This is a genomic window from Pseudomonas sp. PDM09 (assembly GCF_014852305.1).
In the GTDB taxonomy this organism is placed as follows: domain Bacteria; phylum Pseudomonadota; class Gammaproteobacteria; order Pseudomonadales; family Pseudomonadaceae; genus Aquipseudomonas.
This window is the reverse complement of sequence record NZ_JACVBI010000007.1, coordinates 187,923-203,619: the sequence shown is the minus strand read 5'-3', so window position 1 is coordinate 203,619 and position 15,697 is coordinate 187,923. Positions and strand designations below refer to the sequence as shown.

General features: G+C 60.3%; 14 protein-coding genes. 3 read left to right on the top strand and 11 right to left on the bottom strand.

The annotated features are described in order from the left end of the window. Window positions 1–180: 180 nt before the first annotated feature. Both IB250_RS18275 and IB250_RS18270 read right to left on the bottom strand, forming a co-directional pair. Window positions 181–1,017 carry an amino acid ABC transporter permease gene (locus IB250_RS18275; RefSeq protein ID WP_192345134.1) on the bottom strand — a complete coding sequence of 279 codons (837 nt, stop codon included), beginning with the start codon at window positions 1,015–1,017 and terminating at the stop codon, window positions 181–183. Beyond that, a complete protein-coding gene (locus IB250_RS18270) occupies window positions 1,014–1,835 on the bottom strand; it encodes an ABC transporter substrate-binding protein (protein WP_192345133.1) in 822 nt (273 codons plus the stop codon). The genes IB250_RS18275 and IB250_RS18270 overlap by 4 nt, the downstream gene beginning before the upstream one ends. A 112-nt stretch (window positions 1,836–1,947) precedes the next feature. Between IB250_RS18270 and IB250_RS18265 the strand changes: the two genes are divergently transcribed. Beyond that, a complete protein-coding gene (locus IB250_RS18265) occupies window positions 1,948–2,847 on the top strand; it encodes a homocysteine S-methyltransferase family protein (RefSeq protein ID WP_192345132.1) in 900 nt (299 codons plus the stop codon). A gap of 127 nt (window positions 2,848–2,974) precedes the next feature. Here the strand turns inward: IB250_RS18265 and IB250_RS18260 are convergent, their stop codons facing one another. Genes IB250_RS18260 through IB250_RS18250 form a run of 3 tightly spaced genes read right to left on the bottom strand, consistent with a single transcriptional unit; the run spans window position 2,975 to window position 4,743 of the window. Beyond that, window positions 2,975–3,646, bottom strand: a complete 672-nt coding sequence (locus IB250_RS18260; RefSeq protein WP_192345131.1) for a GNAT family N-acetyltransferase — start codon at window positions 3,644–3,646, stop codon at window positions 2,975–2,977. Between the two features lie 17 nt (window positions 3,647–3,663). Further along, the gene (locus IB250_RS18255; RefSeq protein WP_008073550.1) at window positions 3,664–4,110 is read right to left on the bottom strand and encodes a GNAT family N-acetyltransferase; all 447 of its coding nucleotides are present in this window, start codon (window positions 4,108–4,110) and stop codon (window positions 3,664–3,666) included. A gap of 9 nt (window positions 4,111–4,119) precedes the next feature. Continuing rightward, a complete protein-coding gene (locus tag IB250_RS18250; RefSeq protein WP_192345130.1) occupies window positions 4,120–4,743 on the bottom strand; it encodes an FMN-binding negative transcriptional regulator in 624 nt (207 codons plus the stop codon). Window positions 4,744–4,833: 90 nt separating this feature from the next. Here IB250_RS18250 and IB250_RS18245 point away from each other — a divergent pair, with 90 nt between their 5' ends. Next, on the top strand, window positions 4,834–6,387 hold the full coding sequence (locus tag IB250_RS18245; protein WP_192345129.1) for a PLP-dependent aminotransferase family protein: 1,554 nt from the start codon (window positions 4,834–4,836) through the stop codon (window positions 6,385–6,387). Window positions 6,388–6,402: 15 nt separating this feature from the next. On the opposite strand, the gene IB250_RS18240 is transcribed toward IB250_RS18245, so the two are convergent. The 6 genes from IB250_RS18240 to aspA all read right to left on the bottom strand — a co-directional run bounded on the left by IB250_RS18240 (window position 6,403) and on the right by aspA (window position 14,507). Beyond that, window positions 6,403–7,503 (bottom strand): polyamine ABC transporter substrate-binding protein, encoded by a 1,101-nt coding sequence (locus IB250_RS18240; RefSeq protein WP_192345128.1) that lies wholly within the window; start codon window positions 7,501–7,503, stop codon window positions 6,403–6,405. A gap of 13 nt (window positions 7,504–7,516) precedes the next feature. Beyond that, window positions 7,517–8,548, bottom strand: coding sequence for a histone deacetylase family protein (locus IB250_RS18235; protein ID WP_192345127.1), 1,032 nt, complete (start codon window positions 8,546–8,548; stop codon window positions 7,517–7,519). 263 nt (window positions 8,549–8,811) lie between these two features. Then, entirely contained in the window at window positions 8,812–9,810 is a 999-nt protein-coding gene (locus tag IB250_RS18230) for an AraC family transcriptional regulator (protein WP_192345126.1), read from the bottom strand. Window positions 9,811–9,967: 157 nt separating this feature from the next. Continuing rightward, window positions 9,968–10,972 carry an asparaginase gene (locus IB250_RS18225; protein WP_192345125.1) on the bottom strand — a complete coding sequence of 335 codons (1,005 nt, stop codon included), beginning with the start codon at window positions 10,970–10,972 and terminating at the stop codon, window positions 9,968–9,970. Between the two features lie 174 nt (window positions 10,973–11,146). Beyond that, a complete protein-coding gene (locus IB250_RS18220; RefSeq protein WP_192345124.1) occupies window positions 11,147–12,598 on the bottom strand; it encodes an alanine/glycine:cation symporter family protein in 1,452 nt (483 codons plus the stop codon). Between the two features lie 484 nt (window positions 12,599–13,082). Continuing rightward, window positions 13,083–14,507, bottom strand: a complete 1,425-nt coding sequence (aspA, locus tag IB250_RS18215) for an aspartate ammonia-lyase (RefSeq protein ID WP_095632848.1) — start codon at window positions 14,505–14,507, stop codon at window positions 13,083–13,085. A 180-nt stretch (window positions 14,508–14,687) separates the two neighbouring features. Between aspA and IB250_RS18210 the strand changes: the two genes are divergently transcribed. After that, the gene (locus tag IB250_RS18210; protein WP_192345123.1) at window positions 14,688–15,605 is read left to right on the top strand and encodes a LysR substrate-binding domain-containing protein; all 918 of its coding nucleotides are present in this window, start codon (window positions 14,688–14,690) and stop codon (window positions 15,603–15,605) included. The last annotated feature ends 92 nt before the right edge of the window (window positions 15,606–15,697 follow it).

Below are 15,697 nucleotides of genomic sequence, written 5' to 3'. Positions count from 1 at the left end.
TCGGGGGGGCATGTGCTCCCCTTTTTTTTTGCCCGGTATTTGGCAGTGCCACAATCCTTGTGTCGGAGCGAGCAAGCAGGATCGCCACACCGCCGCTCCCACAAGGCTTACTGTGCTGAATCAGTGAGGACAAGGCGAATGAATCCCGAGTAGGAGCTGCCGAAGGCTGCGATCTTTTCGCTAACCCCGCTTCAAATACGCCTTCCCATAATGCCGCTCCATCCGCGCCTGAATCAGCTCCAGCCCAATCGACATCAGCCAATAAATAATTGCCGCGGTCGTGAGCATTTCGATATAGCGATAGCTCGAGCGCCCATACGATTGGGCCAGGAACATCACTTCCCAAACCCCCATCACCGAGATCAGAGACGAATCTTTGAGCATGGAGATGAACTGGTTGGTGGTGGGCGGGATGATGGTGCGCATGGCCTGGGGCAGGGTGACGCGCCAGAAGATCACGGTTTCGCGCATGCCCAGGGCCAATGACGCTTCGCGTTGGCCATGGGGAACGCCGAGGATGCCGGCGCGGAAGATTTCGCTGAGGTACGCGCCGTAGTTCAGCGACAGGGCGATGATGCCCGCGGCTATGGCGCCGGGCACGATGCCGAGTTGTGGCAAGCCGAGATAGATCAGCAGAATTTGAATCAGCAGCGGTGTGCCGCGAAAGAACGAGGCATAGAAGCTCGCGATACCGAACGCCACCGCGCTTTTCGACAACCGCGCCAAAGCCGTGATGAAGCCCAGCAGTGATGACGCCACGATTGAGCACAGGCACAAAAACAACGTCAGCGCTGCGCCTTGCAGAAAGCCGTTGGGCGCCAGGTGCAGGCCGATCAGGTTCGGCAGTTTGTCGAGGATGATCGAGAACTTCAGGTCGAAGCTCAGGAAGAAACTCGCGAACAAGCCGAACATCGCTGCCCAGGTCAGGTACAGCCGTGTGCGGAAACCGAAAATCCGTTGCAGCATTGACTCAGCCACCGGTTGCGGTGGCTGAGGAGGTTTGGGGAAAGAAGTCATTTGCTGATGTCGGCGCCGATCCATTTTTGCGACAGCTTGCTCAAGGTGCCGTCCTGTTTCAACTGGGCAAACACATCACGCACTTTGGCGTCCCACTGGGCGTCGCCTTTTTCGATGGCCACCGAGTTCGGCTCCGAGTACAGCGGCTCGCCGGCGAGCTTGAAACGCTTGTCTTCGTTCAGGCGCGGTTGCGCGGTCACCAGGTTGGTGAGAATCGCGTCCAGACGCACGCCAGTGCCCAGGCCCAAATCCTGGAACGCGACGTTGTCGGTGTCATACGGGGCGATCTGCACATTCTCGAACGGGTACTGCAATTGGATGTCTTCGGCGCCTTCGATCACCAGGTTTTTGTTCAGGTAGCTTTCATAGCTGGAGGCGCTGGTGAGGCCGACTTTTTTGCCGCTCAGGTCCTTGGCGCTGTGAATGCTGTCGTCCTTGGCGTTGACCACGATCACGGCGGGGGAGGCGTAGTACTCCACCGGGAAGTCGAAGACTTCAGCGCGGGCTTTGCTCGGGGTCATGGAGCAGATGCAGATGTCGTAACGCCCGCTCCAGCGACCGGCGGCGATCACGTCCCAGGACGGCGTTTCGAGGCGCAGCTTGACGCCCAGTTTGTCCGCCACGGCCTTGGCCACGTCGACGTCGAAACCATCGAGCTGGTTTTGATCGTTGAGGAATGAGAAGGGTGGATAGCTTTCCATCAGCACGCCCACCAGTTCTTTCTTTTGCTCGATGCGGTCCAGTGTGGCGCCCGCAAAGGCTTGAGTGGAGGCAGCCAGAATCGTCAGGCCCAGGGCCAGCAGTGGTTGAAATTTCACAGTTGATCCCTGAAAAAAAAGAGGTTGTTATTAACCGTACGGTGCGTATTAAATAGTTATAAGAACGACTCTGATAGTGAGTTATTTTCATAAGCTTATGAGTGAAAAGCATATGGGCGCAGGCAGCACGGTAATTCTGGATGGCGGCATGGGTCGTGAGCTGCAACGTCGAGGGGCGCCGTTCAGGCAGCCCGAGTGGTCGGCGCTGGCTTTGAGCGAAGCACCGCAAGCGGTGGAGGCGGTGCATGCGGCTTATATCGATAGCGGTGCCAACGTGATTACCAGCAACAGTTATGCGGTGGTGCCGTTCCATATTGGTGAAGAGCGTTTTGCCGCTGAGGGTCAGGCGCTCGCGGCGTTGGCCGGTGAGCTGGCCCGGCGTGCGGTCGATGCGGCGGGCAAGCCCGTGCGCGTGGCCGGGTCATTGCCGCCGTTGTTCGGCTCCTATCGCCCGGACTTGTTCGATGCCGCGCGGGTGACTGAACTGCTGACGCCTCTGGTCAATGGCCTGGCGCCGCATGTCGACTTGTGGCTGGCTGAAACCCAGAGTTCGATTGTCGAGGCGCGGGCGATCCATGCCGGTTTGCCGAAGGACGGCAAACCGTTCTGGCTGTCGTTTACCTTGAAGGATGAAGACACCGACGAAGTGCCGCGTCTGCGTTCCGGTGAACCTGTGGCTGAGGCTGCCGCGGTGGCGGCGGAGTTGGGCGTCGAGACCTTGCTGTTCAACTGCAGCCAGCCAGAAGTGATCGGCGCTGCGATTGATGCGGCACGGGAAACCTTCGAACGCTTGGGGGTGAAGATTCACATTGGCGCGTACGCCAATGCCTTCCCGCCGCAGCCGAAAGAGGCCACGGCCAACGACGGTCTGGACCCGTTGCGCGACGATCTCGACCCGCCGGGGTATCTGCAATGGGCGGCTGATTGGCAGAAGCGCGGGGCCAGCCATTTGGGTGGGTGCTGCGGGATCGGGCCGGAGCATATTGCGGTGCTCGCCCAGAAACTGGTTTGAAAGATCGTTCCCACGCTCCGCGTGGGAATGCATCCCGCGACGCTCTGCGTCGCTTTCCGGATCGAACGCAGAGCGTCCGTGGCTGCATTCCCACGCAGGAGCGTGGGAACGATCATCACGCCGAAGATTACTGGCGGCACTCCACCAACGTTTTCACCTGCCCCGATTCCGTCTGGTTCTCATCAGACAGCCACCGCTCGAACCCCGCGCCAATCGCCGGCCATTCCGAATCCAGAATCGAATACCACGCCGTGTCACGGTTCTGCCCCTTGACCACCATGTGCTGACGGAACACCCCTTCAAAACTGAACCCCAACCGCTGCGCTGCATATTTGGAGCGGGCATTGCCGTTGTTGCATTTCCATTCCAGACGCCGGTAACCCAAGGCAAAGGATTCCCTGGCCAGCAGGTAAACCGCCTCGGTACTTTTCGGGGAACGCTGCATCGCTGCGCCGAAGGTCACATGGCCGATCTCGATGCGGCCCTGAGCAGGGACAATCGACATCAGGCTGAGGATGCCCTGGACGTCGCCGCTGGCACGGTCGATCACCGTGAAGAAGTACGGATCGCTGTTGGCCGCGTGATTGTTCAGCCAATCGTTGAAAGCGCTGCGTTCCGGGAAAGGCCCATAAGGCAAATAATCCCAGAGTTTCGGATCCGAGCCCGGGCCTTCGAGGGCTTTCCACAAGCCGTCGGCGTGACGGGCCGGGTCAAGTTTTTCCAGGCGGATGAAACGCCCTTCGATCAGTTGAACCGAGGGTGGCGGAACACCTTTCCAGTCCGCGAGTGAAGTCGACATGCTGCTCTCCTTGAACCTTATAGGGCGTGGCGAAACTGGATGAAACCGGGGCGTTCGGCGATGCGCTCATAGAGCTGGATCGCGGTGGCGTTGGTTTCGTGGGTCAGCCAATGAACCTTGCAGCAGCCATCGGCCTTGGCCGTGGTGTAGACGAATTCGATCAGTTGCCGACCGACACCGGTGCCGCGGGTTTCTGGCGTCACCAGCAAGTCTTGCAGGTAGCAGGAGTTTTCGATGCTCCAGTTCGAGCGGTGGTAGATGAAATGCACCATGCCCACCGCTTTGCCATCGGCCCAGGCCAGCGCCCCGTGAGTCGGTTCGCTCGGGTCGAGCAGGCGCTGCCAGGTGCTCTGGGTGACTGCGTCGGGCAATTCGGTGTTGTAGAAGCGCAAGTAGGCTTGCCACAGCGGCAGCCAGGCCGCGTGATCGTCGGCGGTGACTTGGCGGATGTCGATCTGACTCATATTGATTCCTTAACGCATCAAGTGGGCGAGGGTCTGGTCGTGCACATCAGGGCTGGCGGTCAGCCCCTCGCGCACACCGGCGATGTCTGCGGCACTACGGTTCTGGCTGAGCTTGCGTTTGCCCTCCAGCCGCTGGATCGGCAAGGCAAAACCGACGATGGCCTTGAGCATGCCGTCGATATAGTCGGCAGGGGCATCGGCAACCTTCCACGGCTGGGCGCGACCGGCTTCATGGCGCTCGGTCAATGCGCTGACCAGATCGCGCAGGCGATCGGTATCGGTGAACACTTCGCCAGTGCCATAAGCGTGTGCGGCCACGTAGTTCCAGGTCGGCACGACTTTCCCGTGCTCGGCTTTGCTCGGGTAAAACCCCGGGCTGACGTAAGCATCCGCACCAGCAAAAATCACCAGCGCCTCGGCGCCGTTCTGCAATTCTCGCCATTGTGGATTGGCCCGGGCGAGGTGCCCGTAGAGAGTGCCATTCGGGCCGTGGTCGACATTTAGCAGCAGCGGCAAATGACTGGCTTGCAGGCCCTGTTCACCGTGGGTGACCAAAACGCCAAGACGGGCGCCGAGGATGTGCTGATGCAGCTCATTCAAATCATTGATGGCGAAATTGCTGGGCGTATACATGGAAATATTCCTTGGCGAATGCCTGCATCCTAGGCAGGCTATTGGTCTGTTGTAAGAGCCATTAATGACCAATTTCATAGGTCCATTACCATGTCGAACACGCCGCTTCCCTCGTCGTTCAATCCGGCGGGCATCGAACTCGACCGCCGCCAGGGCCTGAGTCGTCAGCTCTATCAAGCGCTGCGGATGCGAGTGCTCGATGGACGCCTGGCCAGCGGCACACGACTGCCAGCCAGTCGCGATCTGGCGGCGGCGTTATCGATTTCCCGTAACAGCGTGGTCCGTGCCTACGATCAGCTTTACGCTGAGGGCTTCATCGAGGGGCGTGTTGGCGACGGGACTTATGTCGCGCAATTGCCTCAAGCCGTGGTGTCGGTGAAAAAATTATCCACAAAAGTATCCACAGGGTTTTCAACAGGGTTACCCACAGTCTTATCCACAAATTGGCTGGATTTACCTGTGGTTTCATCCAGTAAAGTTATCCACAGCGGTGCTTTGAGCCGGGTTGAAAAGAACCATTTGACCTTGCCTCCCAGTGGTCCACCTCGGGCATTTCGTGTCGGCGTTCCAGCCTTCGATCTATTTCCTTTCGAGGTCTGGGCCAAGCTGAATGCGGCTTTCTGGCGTAAGCCGGATTTAGAGCAACTGTGTTACGGCGACCCAGCGGGTGATGCGCGATTACGTGGGTTAATTGCTGCGTATTTGCGCAGTTCGCGGGGCATGCAGTGCTCGGCTGAGCAAATAGTGATCACTAGTGGCGCACAACAGGGGATTAGCCTTTGTGCACAGTTGCTGGTGGAGCCTGGCGATGGGGTGGGCATTGAAAATCCGGGGTATCGAGCGGCGGGTCATGCGTTCGCTGTAGCCGGCGCGCGATTGCACGGGATAGCGGTGGACAGTGAGGGCATTGATTGCACCGAATTGGCGGGGCTCAGCGATTGTCGATTGGCTTACGTCACGCCGTCGCATCAGTACCCGACCGGCGTGGTCATGAGTCTGGCGCGACGTCTTGAATTGTTGGCCTGGGCCGAACGCACCCAAGGGTGGATCGTCGAGGACGACTACGATGGCGAATACCGTTACAGCGGCGCACCGCTGGCGCCGTTGGCTGCATTGGATCGACAGGGGCGGGTGCTGTATGTCGGAACCTTCGGCAAGGTCGCATTCCCGGCATTAAGACTGGGTTATCTGGTGTTGCCGCCCGGATTGGTTGCGGCGTTCTCCCAGCGTCGTGCGGTGGACGTACGGCACTCGGAGGTCAGCACCCAGGCGGTAATGGCCGAATTCATGGCCGCCGGGCATTTCCAGCGGCATATCCGGCGTATGCGCCGCGCTGCGTTGAGTCGGCGTAACGTGTTGCTCAATGGCTGGCCTGTGGATATCCCGGGCGTCGGTAAGCTGCCCAGTGTGGCGGCCGGTTTGCACGTGACGGTACGTGTCGACAGCGTGGCTCGTGAGCGCGAATTGATTGAACAAGCCACCAGCGTCGGGGTGGAGATCAATGGTTTGAGCAGTTACTGGCTGCCAGACACGACGCTTCCCGAGGACCAGCGAGCGGGGCTGGTCCTGGGGTTCGCCGCAGTGCCGGAGACGGCTATCGAATCGGCACTGGCGAAGCTCAAAAAGATCTGGCGCCCGGTGTGAGTCGCGCCGCCCGGATCAGGTGCCGGACTTGATCTTGGTCCAGGCCCGGGTCCGCGCCCGCTCGGCATCACGCGGCAGCGGTTGCAGGGTGTAGAGCGTACTCATCGCCGCTTCGGTCGGGTACAGGTTCGGGTTGTTGCGGATCGCCGGGTCGACCATTTCCGTGGCGTCTTTGTTCGGGTTCGGGTAGCCGACGAAGTCGCTGACCGGTGCAATGACCTGAGGTTGCAGCAGGTAGTTGATGAAGTTGTAGGCATCTTCCAGGTTCTTCGCGCCTTTGGGGATCGCCAGCATGTCGAACCAGATCGGTGCGCCTTCTTTGGGCAGGCGCATGTCGACGATCACACCGTTCTTGGCTTCCTTGGCACGGTTGGCGGCCTGGGAGAAGCTGCCGGAGTAACCGACCGCGACGCAGATGTCACCGTTGGCGATATCGGCCATGTACTTGGACGAATGGAAATAGGTGATGTAGGGGCGAATCTTCATCAGCAGCGCTTCAGCCTTGGCGTAGTCCGCCGGCTTCTTGCTGTTGGGGTCCAGGCCCAGGTGCTGCAGGGCCAGCGGCAGGATTTCTGATGGCGAGTCGAGCAGGGCCACGCCGCACTGCTTGAGTTTGCTGATGTTCTCTTCCTTGAAGATCAGGTCCCAGCTGTCCACCGGTGCGTTATCGCCCAAAGCCGCCTTGACCTTGTCCGGGTTGAAGCCGATCAGAATGGTCCCGTACATGTAGGGCACGGCGAATTTATTGCCCGGGTCGTTGGCTTCGATCAACTTCATCAGCTTGGGATCGAGGTGGTTCCAGTTTGGCAGTTTGCTGCGGTCCAGCGGCTGGAACACCCCGGCTTCGATCTGCTTGGCGAGGAACACGTTGGACGGCACCACCACGTCGTAGCCGGAGTTGCCGGTCAGCAACTTGGCCTCCAGTGCTTCGTTGGTATCGAAGATGTCGTAGACCAGTTTGGTCTGGGTGTTCTGGGTCTTGAAATCTTCCAGCGCTTTGGGAGTGATGTAGTCGAACCAGTTGTACACCCGCAACGTGCGCTCTTCGGCGTGAACGGCACCACTGAATACGGTGGCGTATAGCACTGGAACGATAAAACGCTTGAGTCGGTTCATTTGTTCTAATTCCTCATTGGGCGCTTTCAAAACCTTCGAGAACGTTCACGGCATTGATGCCGATTTCTTCCACCGCGTAACCGCCTTCCATCACGAACAGCGTCGGCTTGCCGAGGCCCGCGATGCTCGCGCCCATCGCCAGGTAATCCGGGCTGTCGAGTTTGAACTGGGAGATCGGATCGTCCTTGAACGTATCGACGCCCAGGGACACGACGACGATGTCGGCGCCGTACTTTTCAATCTCTTTGCAGGCCTGCTCCAAGGCTGCGCTCCAGCGGTCCCAGCCTGAGCCGGCGGGCAAAGGGTAGTTGAAGTTGAACCCTTCGCCCGGGCCTTCACCGTGTTCGTCTTCGTAGCCGAGGAAGAACGGAAACTCGGCTTCCGGATGGCCGTGGATCGAGGTGAACAGCACGTCGCTGCGCTCGTAGAAAATCGATTGGGTGCCGTTGCCATGGTGGTAATCGACGTCGAGGATCGCGACCTTTTTGTGGCCCTGATCGAGGAATGCCTGAGCGGCGATGGCGGCGTTGTTGAGGTAGCAATAACCGCCCATCAAATCGCTGGCGGCATGGTGTCCCGGTGGACGGCACAAGGCGAAGGCACTGCGGGCACCGCGCTGGATTTGCGCTTGGGCCGTGAGCGCAACTTGCGCCGCGCTATACGCCGCTTGCCAGGTGCCGGCGGTAATCGGTGCACCGCCGTCGAAGCTGTAATAGCCGAGCTGACCGTGCAGGCTGGTGGGCATGATCCGGCGCAGGGTGCGGGCAGGCCAGGTGTAGGGCAGCAAGTCGCCGTCGGTATTGAACTCGGTCCAGCGCGCCCAGGCCCCTTTGAAGAAGTCGAGGTAGTCGCGGCTGTGGATGCGCTCGATCGGCCCGAGACCGAAATCCTGCGGCGCCTCGACCGGGCCCAGATGGCGGGACTGTACGCGTGCCAACACATGGTCGGCCCGCGAGGGCATTTCGAAGCAGGGCATCAATTGCCCGTCCATCAATTCGCAACGGCCGTGATGCAAGTGGTGATCGTCCGAGTAGATCGTCAGCATTCTTGTTCTCCGCAGGCTGATTCGGTTGCACACAGTCTTGCGGCGGGCGGCGTTTGGGAAAACGGCAGGAAAGGCCAAAAGGGGATCGATATGGCCAAAAAATTTGACCGAAATTCGCCCCTTAATGGCACACCGGTGCTTCAACATTGGGCTTGGAATGCCGAACCTGTGGGAGCGGGCTTGCCCGCGAAAGCGATGGTCCAGTCAATGGAGATGCGTCGAATGTACTGGCCTCTTCGCGGGCAAGCCCGCTCCCACAGGGGTTATCGGTGTGGCCGGAACTGACTCGGCGCCACACCACTCCAGCGCACAAACGCATGGCGGAAGCTTGCGGTTTCGCTGAACCCCAGCGCCTCGGCAATCCGATAGATCGGCAATTGATCTTCGCAGAGCAGTTGCTTGGCCTGCTCGAAGCGCAATTCATCGAGCAGTTCCTGATAGCTGCAGCCCAGGTCCTTCAGATGTCGCCGCAGGGTGCGCGCCGAGCAGTTCAACTGTTTGGCCAGCCCATCCAGGCCCGGCGCCGCGCTCAATTGCGCCGCGAGTAGTTGGCGGATACGCCCGAGCCAGGCCTGGCGCCCGGTGAACTCGGTGTTTTGCTTGCGACAGCGCTCGGCCATGGCCTGGTGCGTAATGGCGTCGGCCAGGGGTAGAGGTTGTTCGAGCCAGCGTTTGTCGAAAGCAAAGGCATTGGACACAGCATCGAACTGCAAGGGGCAGTCGAAACGCTCGGCGTAGCGCGCCTGATAATCCGGCGCCGGGTATTCGAAGCGGGCACCGAGCAGGGGCAGAGAGTGGCCGAGCAAGTCTTCGCAGGTGACTTTCATCGAGACCAGGCAAAACTCGACATTGAACGGCGCCAGAGCCGGATTTTCCCGATAGTCGCCCGCGCTGAGCCAGATGCGCTCGCCATCCTCCTCCAGGCTCAACTCGAACAGTGTTCCCAATAGCGCCGGATAGTGCAGCGCCAACCGCAAGGCGTCACCTAAAGTGGCGCTGGTGAGTAAGGCGTACCCGAGCATGCCGTAGGAAGAAACGTGCATCCGCCGGCCCAGTTCCAGGCCGATATCGCGGCGTAACGCGACGGCGTTGGCGCAAACCAGCATCTCCTGGTTGGTGGTGATGCGCGTATCCGCCCGGCTCAGATCCGCCGCGCTGATACCGCTGCCGGCCAATAACGCTTCGCTGGACAGGCCTTCGGCCTTGAAGGTGTTGAGCACCAGAGAGACGGCATTGAGGGTGGTGAGATGGGAGTGGAGCATGGGTGGTTCCAGCGTTGGGCGTGCCGGAAGGGGAGCAAGTTATATGCCTGATGGCCCCTGTAGGAGCGAGGCTTGCCCGCGAAGCTTTTGGCGCACTTAAGGACGCCTTCGCGGGCAAGCCTCGCTCCTACAGGATTTTGTGTTGTGTCAGCTCAATTCAGCTCAGTTCGCCGCACAGGTCGAGTTCAACCAGCCGTCGAACTTCAGCGGATTCAAGCCCTGCACCCAGCAGCGCATGCAACTTGCCGAATGCCGCCTCGCGAGTCATGCCGCCACCGGACAACACACCGGCGTCACGCAAGCGGCTGCCCGCCTCGTACACGTCGAGCTGCACGCCACCTTCATGACATTGCGTCACCGCGACCACCACCACACCTTTGTCCCGCGCCCGTTCCAGGCTGGTGAGAAACGCGGGGTTGTCGCTTGGCCCGGTACCGCTGCCATAACATTCCAGCACCAGACCCTGAATAGCGCTGCTGAGCAGGCCATCCAGTTGATCGGCACCGATGCCCGGGAACAGCGGCAGCACCGCGACCTTCGCCAGCTGTTTAGGCTGGTTGTAGTTCAGCTGCGTCGGCACGGAAGTCGCTTTCACGCCACCGCCCTGACGCTCCAGCCGTTTGAATGGATGACGACCGAAACTGCGAACCTTGGCGCAGCGGGTCGGATCGAGCAGTTCGCCGTGGAAGTACAGATGAACGCCCGGCGCCAGGCCCTGGCCAAGTGCAACCAATGCACCGCTGAGGTTTTCCCAGGCATCGCTGTCGGTCACGCCGGCCGGCAGCATGGAGCCGGTGAACACCACGCGGGCATGCAAGCCGAGCAGCTGAAAGCTCATGGCTGCGGCGCTGTAGGCCAGGGTGTCAGTACCGTGCAGGATCAACACGCTGTCGCAGCCCTGGACATCCACGGCATCGACCACCGCTTCACGCAGTTGCTGCCAGTAGGCGGGCGTCATGTTGGCGCTGTCGATCAGCGGCGCCATCTCGCGAAAGCGCCACTGCGGCACCACCAGTTCGGGTTGGCTGTGCAGATACTCGCGCATCCGCGCTTCGAAACCGGACGCCGGGGCCAGCCCGTGGGCACTGGCTTGCATGCCGATGGTGCCGCCGGTGTAGAGCACCATGACGTGCTGGGCAGCAGGGAAAGTCGAGGCATTCATGGAGGTTCTCCGAAAACGATGTGGGAGCGAGCCTGCTCGCGATGGCAGCGATGGGGTCTCAAGCTCGAACCAAAACGGCAGCATCAAATAGCTGCCACAACATGCGACCGAGCATGACGCCGGTCGCAAGCTGTGTCACGCCGGGCGCAGGGGATGCGCCCGGTTTTTTACCGATCAGCGTTGCGCTGCGGTCACGCCTTGCGGCTCGGCTGCGGCCGTAGGAGCGGCGGCTGGCGGATTGGCCGGCCAGGCTTTCAGGTCCAGGTCCAGATCCGGGAATTTGCTCGAATCGAACACTGGGGTCTTGATGCCGGCAGCTCGCTGGTCATCGTAGTCACGCAGGATGCGCATGCCGACCTTGAACAGCAGGAACAGCGCGATCAGGTTCACGAACGCCAGCAGGGTCATGGTGATGTCGGCGAACGCGAACACCGTGCTGAGGTTTTCGATGGCACCCCAGAAGATCAGTACCAGTACCAGCGCGCGATAGGCCATCAGTGCCTTGCGGTTTTCGCCGATCATGAAGCGCAGGTTGTTCTCGCCCAGATAGTAGTTGTAGAGGATCGAGGTGAACACAAACAACGCCAGAGCCACGGAGATGAACATCCGGCCCCAGTCACCGACCACGGCAGCCAGGGAGTTCTGGGTCAGGGCAATGCCGTCGCCTTCGAAGCCCGGGGTGTAGAAACCCGACAGCAGAATCAGCAATGCGGTGCAGGTGCAGATCACGAAGGTGTCGAGGAACACGCTGAACGCCTGAACCACGCCTTGCGAGACCGGGTGCTCGACCGAGGCCACCGCGGCCACGTTCGGCGCACTGCCCAGGCCTGCTTCGTTGGCAAACACGCCGCGCTTCACGCCCATGACGATGGCGCTGCCGATCAGGCCGCCGAACGCCTGGTCCAGACCGAAGGCGCTTTTGACGATGGTCATCAACATGCCCGGAACATGGTCGAACTGCAGCACGATCACGTAGATGGTCACGCCGATGTACACCAGGGTTTTCACTGGTACCAGCAGGTCAGCGACCTTGGCGATCCGCTTGATGCCACCGATGAACACCAGACCCAGCAATACCGCCAGGCCAAGGCCGGTGTACGTGGTGTCGAGGCCGAAGGCATTGTTCAGCGAGTGGGTGACGGCGTGGGCTTGCAGGCCGTTGAAGGCGAAGCCGAAGGTGATCAGCAGCAGGAACGCCATGATCATGCCCAACCAGCGTTTCTGCAGGCCGTGCTGAATGTAAAAGGACGGGCCGCCACGGAACTGGCCTTCGGAGTCGCAGCGCTTGTAGAGCTGGCCGAGGGAGCATTCGAAGAAGCTGCTGGACATGCCGACCAGCGCGGTCACCCACATCCAGAACACTGCACCGGGGCCACCAAGGGTCACGGCGATACCGACACCGGCGATGTTGCCCGCACCGACACGGCCGGCCAGGCTGAGCATCAGGGCCTGGAAGGAACTGAGCTGGCCAGCGCTGCTTTTGAGGCTGTCGCGGAACACCGCGAACATGTGAAAGAAATGGCGGAACTGGACGAAACGCGAGCGGATCGTGAAGTAGCTACCGAGCCCGACAATGAGCACGATCAGTACTTTCCCTGAGAGGAAGTCGTTGATGACTTCGAGCATGGATTATTCCTCGCTATTTTTTGTGTGTGCAGATAATGGTGGACCGACACATCGCGTTACACCGGCTTGCGCGTGGCACAACAAGTGGATCGAGGTTCGTTCCGGTTCCATATCGCGGGTTTTATTAGTTCGGGTTTCGCATGGGTTTGGGCCTCGTTACCGACGACCGCTCACGCGAAGAGGGCCGGCACTATACATAGGAGAGTGCCTTCCGTCTGCACGGTTGTGGTGCAAGCGATGAAACGAGAGCGCTGCAAAATCAAAAAATCGCAGCCTTCGGTAGCCTCTACAGGGGGTCTCAAACCCGGTAGGAGCTGCCGAAGGCTGCGATCTTGGCGGAACTGAAAGCATTCAGCATATTCGAAAATCCGCAAAAGGGTTAAAAAAAAGGGCTTGAGGGAATAAATCCCCAAGCCCTCAAAAGGTGAGAGGTGTCTAGTCCCTCGACCTGGTGAGCGTGCTCTTCAAAAGAGCGAGCGTTCGGTTAAGCCTTCAAAGGCACCAGACGCGGAGCGATCATGTTTTCCGGGCGCAGGATGTCGGCGAGCATTTCTTCGTCGAGCAAGCCTTCTTCGCGCACCAGTTCCAGCACGCCGCGGCCGCTTTCAAGCGCGATACGGGCAATGCGGGTGGCGTTTTCATAGCCGATGTACGGGTTCAGCGCGGTGACCAGGCCGATCGAGTGTTCGACCAGTTCACGGCAGCGCTCTTCGTTGGCGGTGATGCCGACGATGCAGTGCTCGCGCAGCATGTCCATGGCGCGCTGCAGCAGGCGGATCGAGTCGAAGATCTTGAAAGCGATCAGCGGCTCCATCACGTTCAGTTGCAGCTGGCCGCCTTCGGCCGCGATGGTCAGGGCCAGGTCGTTGCCAATGATCTGGAACGCCACCTGGTTCACGGCTTCCGGGATTACCGGGTTGACCTTGCCTGGCATGATCGAGCTGCCTGGCTGACGCGCTGGCAGGTTGATTTCGTTGATGCCGGTGCGTGGGCCGCTGGACAGCAGACGCAGGTCGTTGCAGATCTTCGACAGCTTGACCGCGGTGCGCTTGAGCATGCCGGAGAACAGCACGAAGGCGCCCATGTCGGAGGTGGCTTCGATCAGGTCGGCGGCTGGCACCAGTGGGTGACCGCTGATGGTCGCCAGGCGTTGCACGGCCAAGTGCTGGTAGCGCGGGTCGGCGTTGATGCCGGTGCCGATCGCGGTGCCGCCCAGGTTCACTTCGGTCAGCAGCTCTGGCGCCAGAGTCTTCAAGCGTGCCAGGTCTTCGCCCAATGTGGTGGCGAAGGCGCGGAATTCCTGGCCCAGGGTCATCGGCACGGCGTCTTGCAGCTGGGTACGACCCATCTTCAGAACGTGGCTGAATTCTTCACCTTTGGCGGCGAACGACTGGATCAGGCTGTCGAGGCTGGCCAGCAGCGCGTCGTGACCCAGCAGCAGACCCAGACGGATCGCGGTCGGGTAGGCGTCGTTGGTCGACTGCGCCATGTTGACGTCGTTGTTCGGGTGCAGGTACTGGTATTCGCCCTTGCTGTGGCCCATGGCCTCCAGCGCGATGTTGGCGATGACTTCGTTGGCATTCATGTTGGTCGAAGTGCCAGCGCCGCCTTGAATCATGTCCACCACGAACTCTTCGTGGAAATCGCCGCGGATCAATCGGGCACAGGCTTCGCTGATAGCAGCGTGCTTGGCTTCGCTCAGGTGACCCAACTCGCGGTTGGCGTCAGCGGCGGCCTGCTTGACCATTGCCAGACCGACAACCAGTTTCGGGTAATGCGAAATCGGAACGCCAGAGAGGCGGAAGTTGTTCACCGCTCGCAGGGTCTGGATGCCGTAATACGCTTGAGCAGGTACTTCGAGTACGCCAAGCAGGTCTTTTTCTGTGCGGAAAGATGCAGCGGAGGACATGATAGAAATCATCTCGATATGGACCCGGTCTGTGCCGGAACACTGCAAATGCTAGGCTTGTGAAGAATTTTGGGCCAATGCTGTTAAACACTAGCCTATGCACATTCGGCATAATGCCCGTGTGACGCCGCGTGTGCGGCGAGCGTGTGACCTAAATTGGTGCGTTTCCGGGAGGGCGTGATGAATCTGGAAAGTAAATGGCTCGAGGACTTCAGTGCTCTGGCCGCCACCCGCAGCTTCTCCCAGGCAGCTGAACGACGCTTCGTGACTCAGCCGGCATTCAGCCGACGGATCCGCAGCCTCGAAGCCGCGCTGGGGCTGACCCTGGTGAATCGCTCCCGCACGCCGGTCGAGCTGACGGCGGCGGGGCAGCTGTTTCTCGTTACCGCGCGAACCGTGGTCGAACAGCTGGGTGAAGTGCTGCGCCACCTTCATCACCTGGAAGGCGGGCAGGGCGAGGTGATGCAGGTTGCTGCCGCCCACTCTCTGGCACTGGGTTTCTTCCCGCGCTGGATCGCGCAGTTGCGCAACGAAGGGTTGAACATTGCCACGCGACTGGTGGCCACTAACGTTGGCGATGCGGTTCATGCATTGCGCGAAGGCGGCTGCGATTTGATGCTGGCGTTTTATGACCCGGATGCGGCCATGCAAATGGACCCGGAGATTTTCCCGTCGCTGCACTTGGGGGACACCGAAATGCTCCCGGTCTGCGCCGCCGATGCCGATGGCAAACCGTTGTTCGACCTGGAAGGCGAGGCCAGCGTGCCGCTATTGGCCTATAGCGCCGGTGCGTTTCTTGGACGTTCGGTGAACATGCTGTTGCGCCAGCGGGCGCTGCGATTCACCACTATTTACGAAACCGCCATGGCTGACAGCCTGAAAAGCATGGCGCTGGAAGGCCTGGGCATCGCCTGGGTACCGCAACTGAGCGTGCGCGCTGAACTGGCTCGCGGTGAGTTGGTAGTCTGCGGCGGTCCGCAATGGCATGTGCCACTGGAAATTCGTCTGTACCGCTGCGCATTGGTGCGTAAGGCCAACGTGCGGTTGCTCTGGCGCAAGCTTGAAGGCGGCGCGGCCCAAGGCACAACGGGTATCTGAGACCAATGAAGATCCAATGTGGGAGCGGGCTTGCTCGCGAATGCGGTGTGTCAGTCGAGATCAATGTTGCCTGACCCAGCGCTTTCGCGAGC

Coding starts and splice junctions, on each gene's coding strand:
- IB250_RS18225 (WP_192345125.1), bottom strand. CDS start 10,972: ATGAATGCCTCGACTTTCCCTGCTGCCCAGCACGTCATGGTGCTCTAC.
- IB250_RS18250 (WP_192345130.1), bottom strand. CDS start 4,743: ATGTATACGCCCAGCAATTTCGCCATCAATGATTTGAATGAGCTGCAT.
- IB250_RS18235 (WP_192345127.1), bottom strand. CDS start 8,548: ATGCTGACGATCTACTCGGACGATCACCACTTGCATCACGGCCGTTGC.
- IB250_RS18265 (WP_192345132.1), top strand. CDS start 1,948: ATGGGCGCAGGCAGCACGGTAATTCTGGATGGCGGCATGGGTCGTGAG.
- IB250_RS18245 (WP_192345129.1), top strand. CDS start 4,834: ATGTCGAACACGCCGCTTCCCTCGTCGTTCAATCCGGCGGGCATCGAA.
- IB250_RS18240 (WP_192345128.1), bottom strand. CDS start 7,503: ATGAACCGACTCAAGCGTTTTATCGTTCCAGTGCTATACGCCACCGTA.
- IB250_RS18255 (WP_008073550.1), bottom strand. CDS start 4,110: ATGAGTCAGATCGACATCCGCCAAGTCACCGCCGACGATCACGCGGCC.
- IB250_RS18260 (WP_192345131.1), bottom strand. CDS start 3,646: ATGTCGACTTCACTCGCGGACTGGAAAGGTGTTCCGCCACCCTCGGTT.
- IB250_RS18275 (WP_192345134.1), bottom strand. CDS start 1,017: ATGACTTCTTTCCCCAAACCTCCTCAGCCACCGCAACCGGTGGCTGAG.
- aspA (WP_095632848.1), bottom strand. CDS start 14,507: ATGTCCTCCGCTGCATCTTTCCGCACAGAAAAAGACCTGCTTGGCGTA.
- IB250_RS18230 (WP_192345126.1), bottom strand. CDS start 9,810: ATGCTCCACTCCCATCTCACCACCCTCAATGCCGTCTCTCTGGTGCTC.
- IB250_RS18210 (WP_192345123.1), top strand. CDS start 14,688: ATGAATCTGGAAAGTAAATGGCTCGAGGACTTCAGTGCTCTGGCCGCC.
- IB250_RS18220 (WP_192345124.1), bottom strand. CDS start 12,598: ATGCTCGAAGTCATCAACGACTTCCTCTCAGGGAAAGTACTGATCGTG.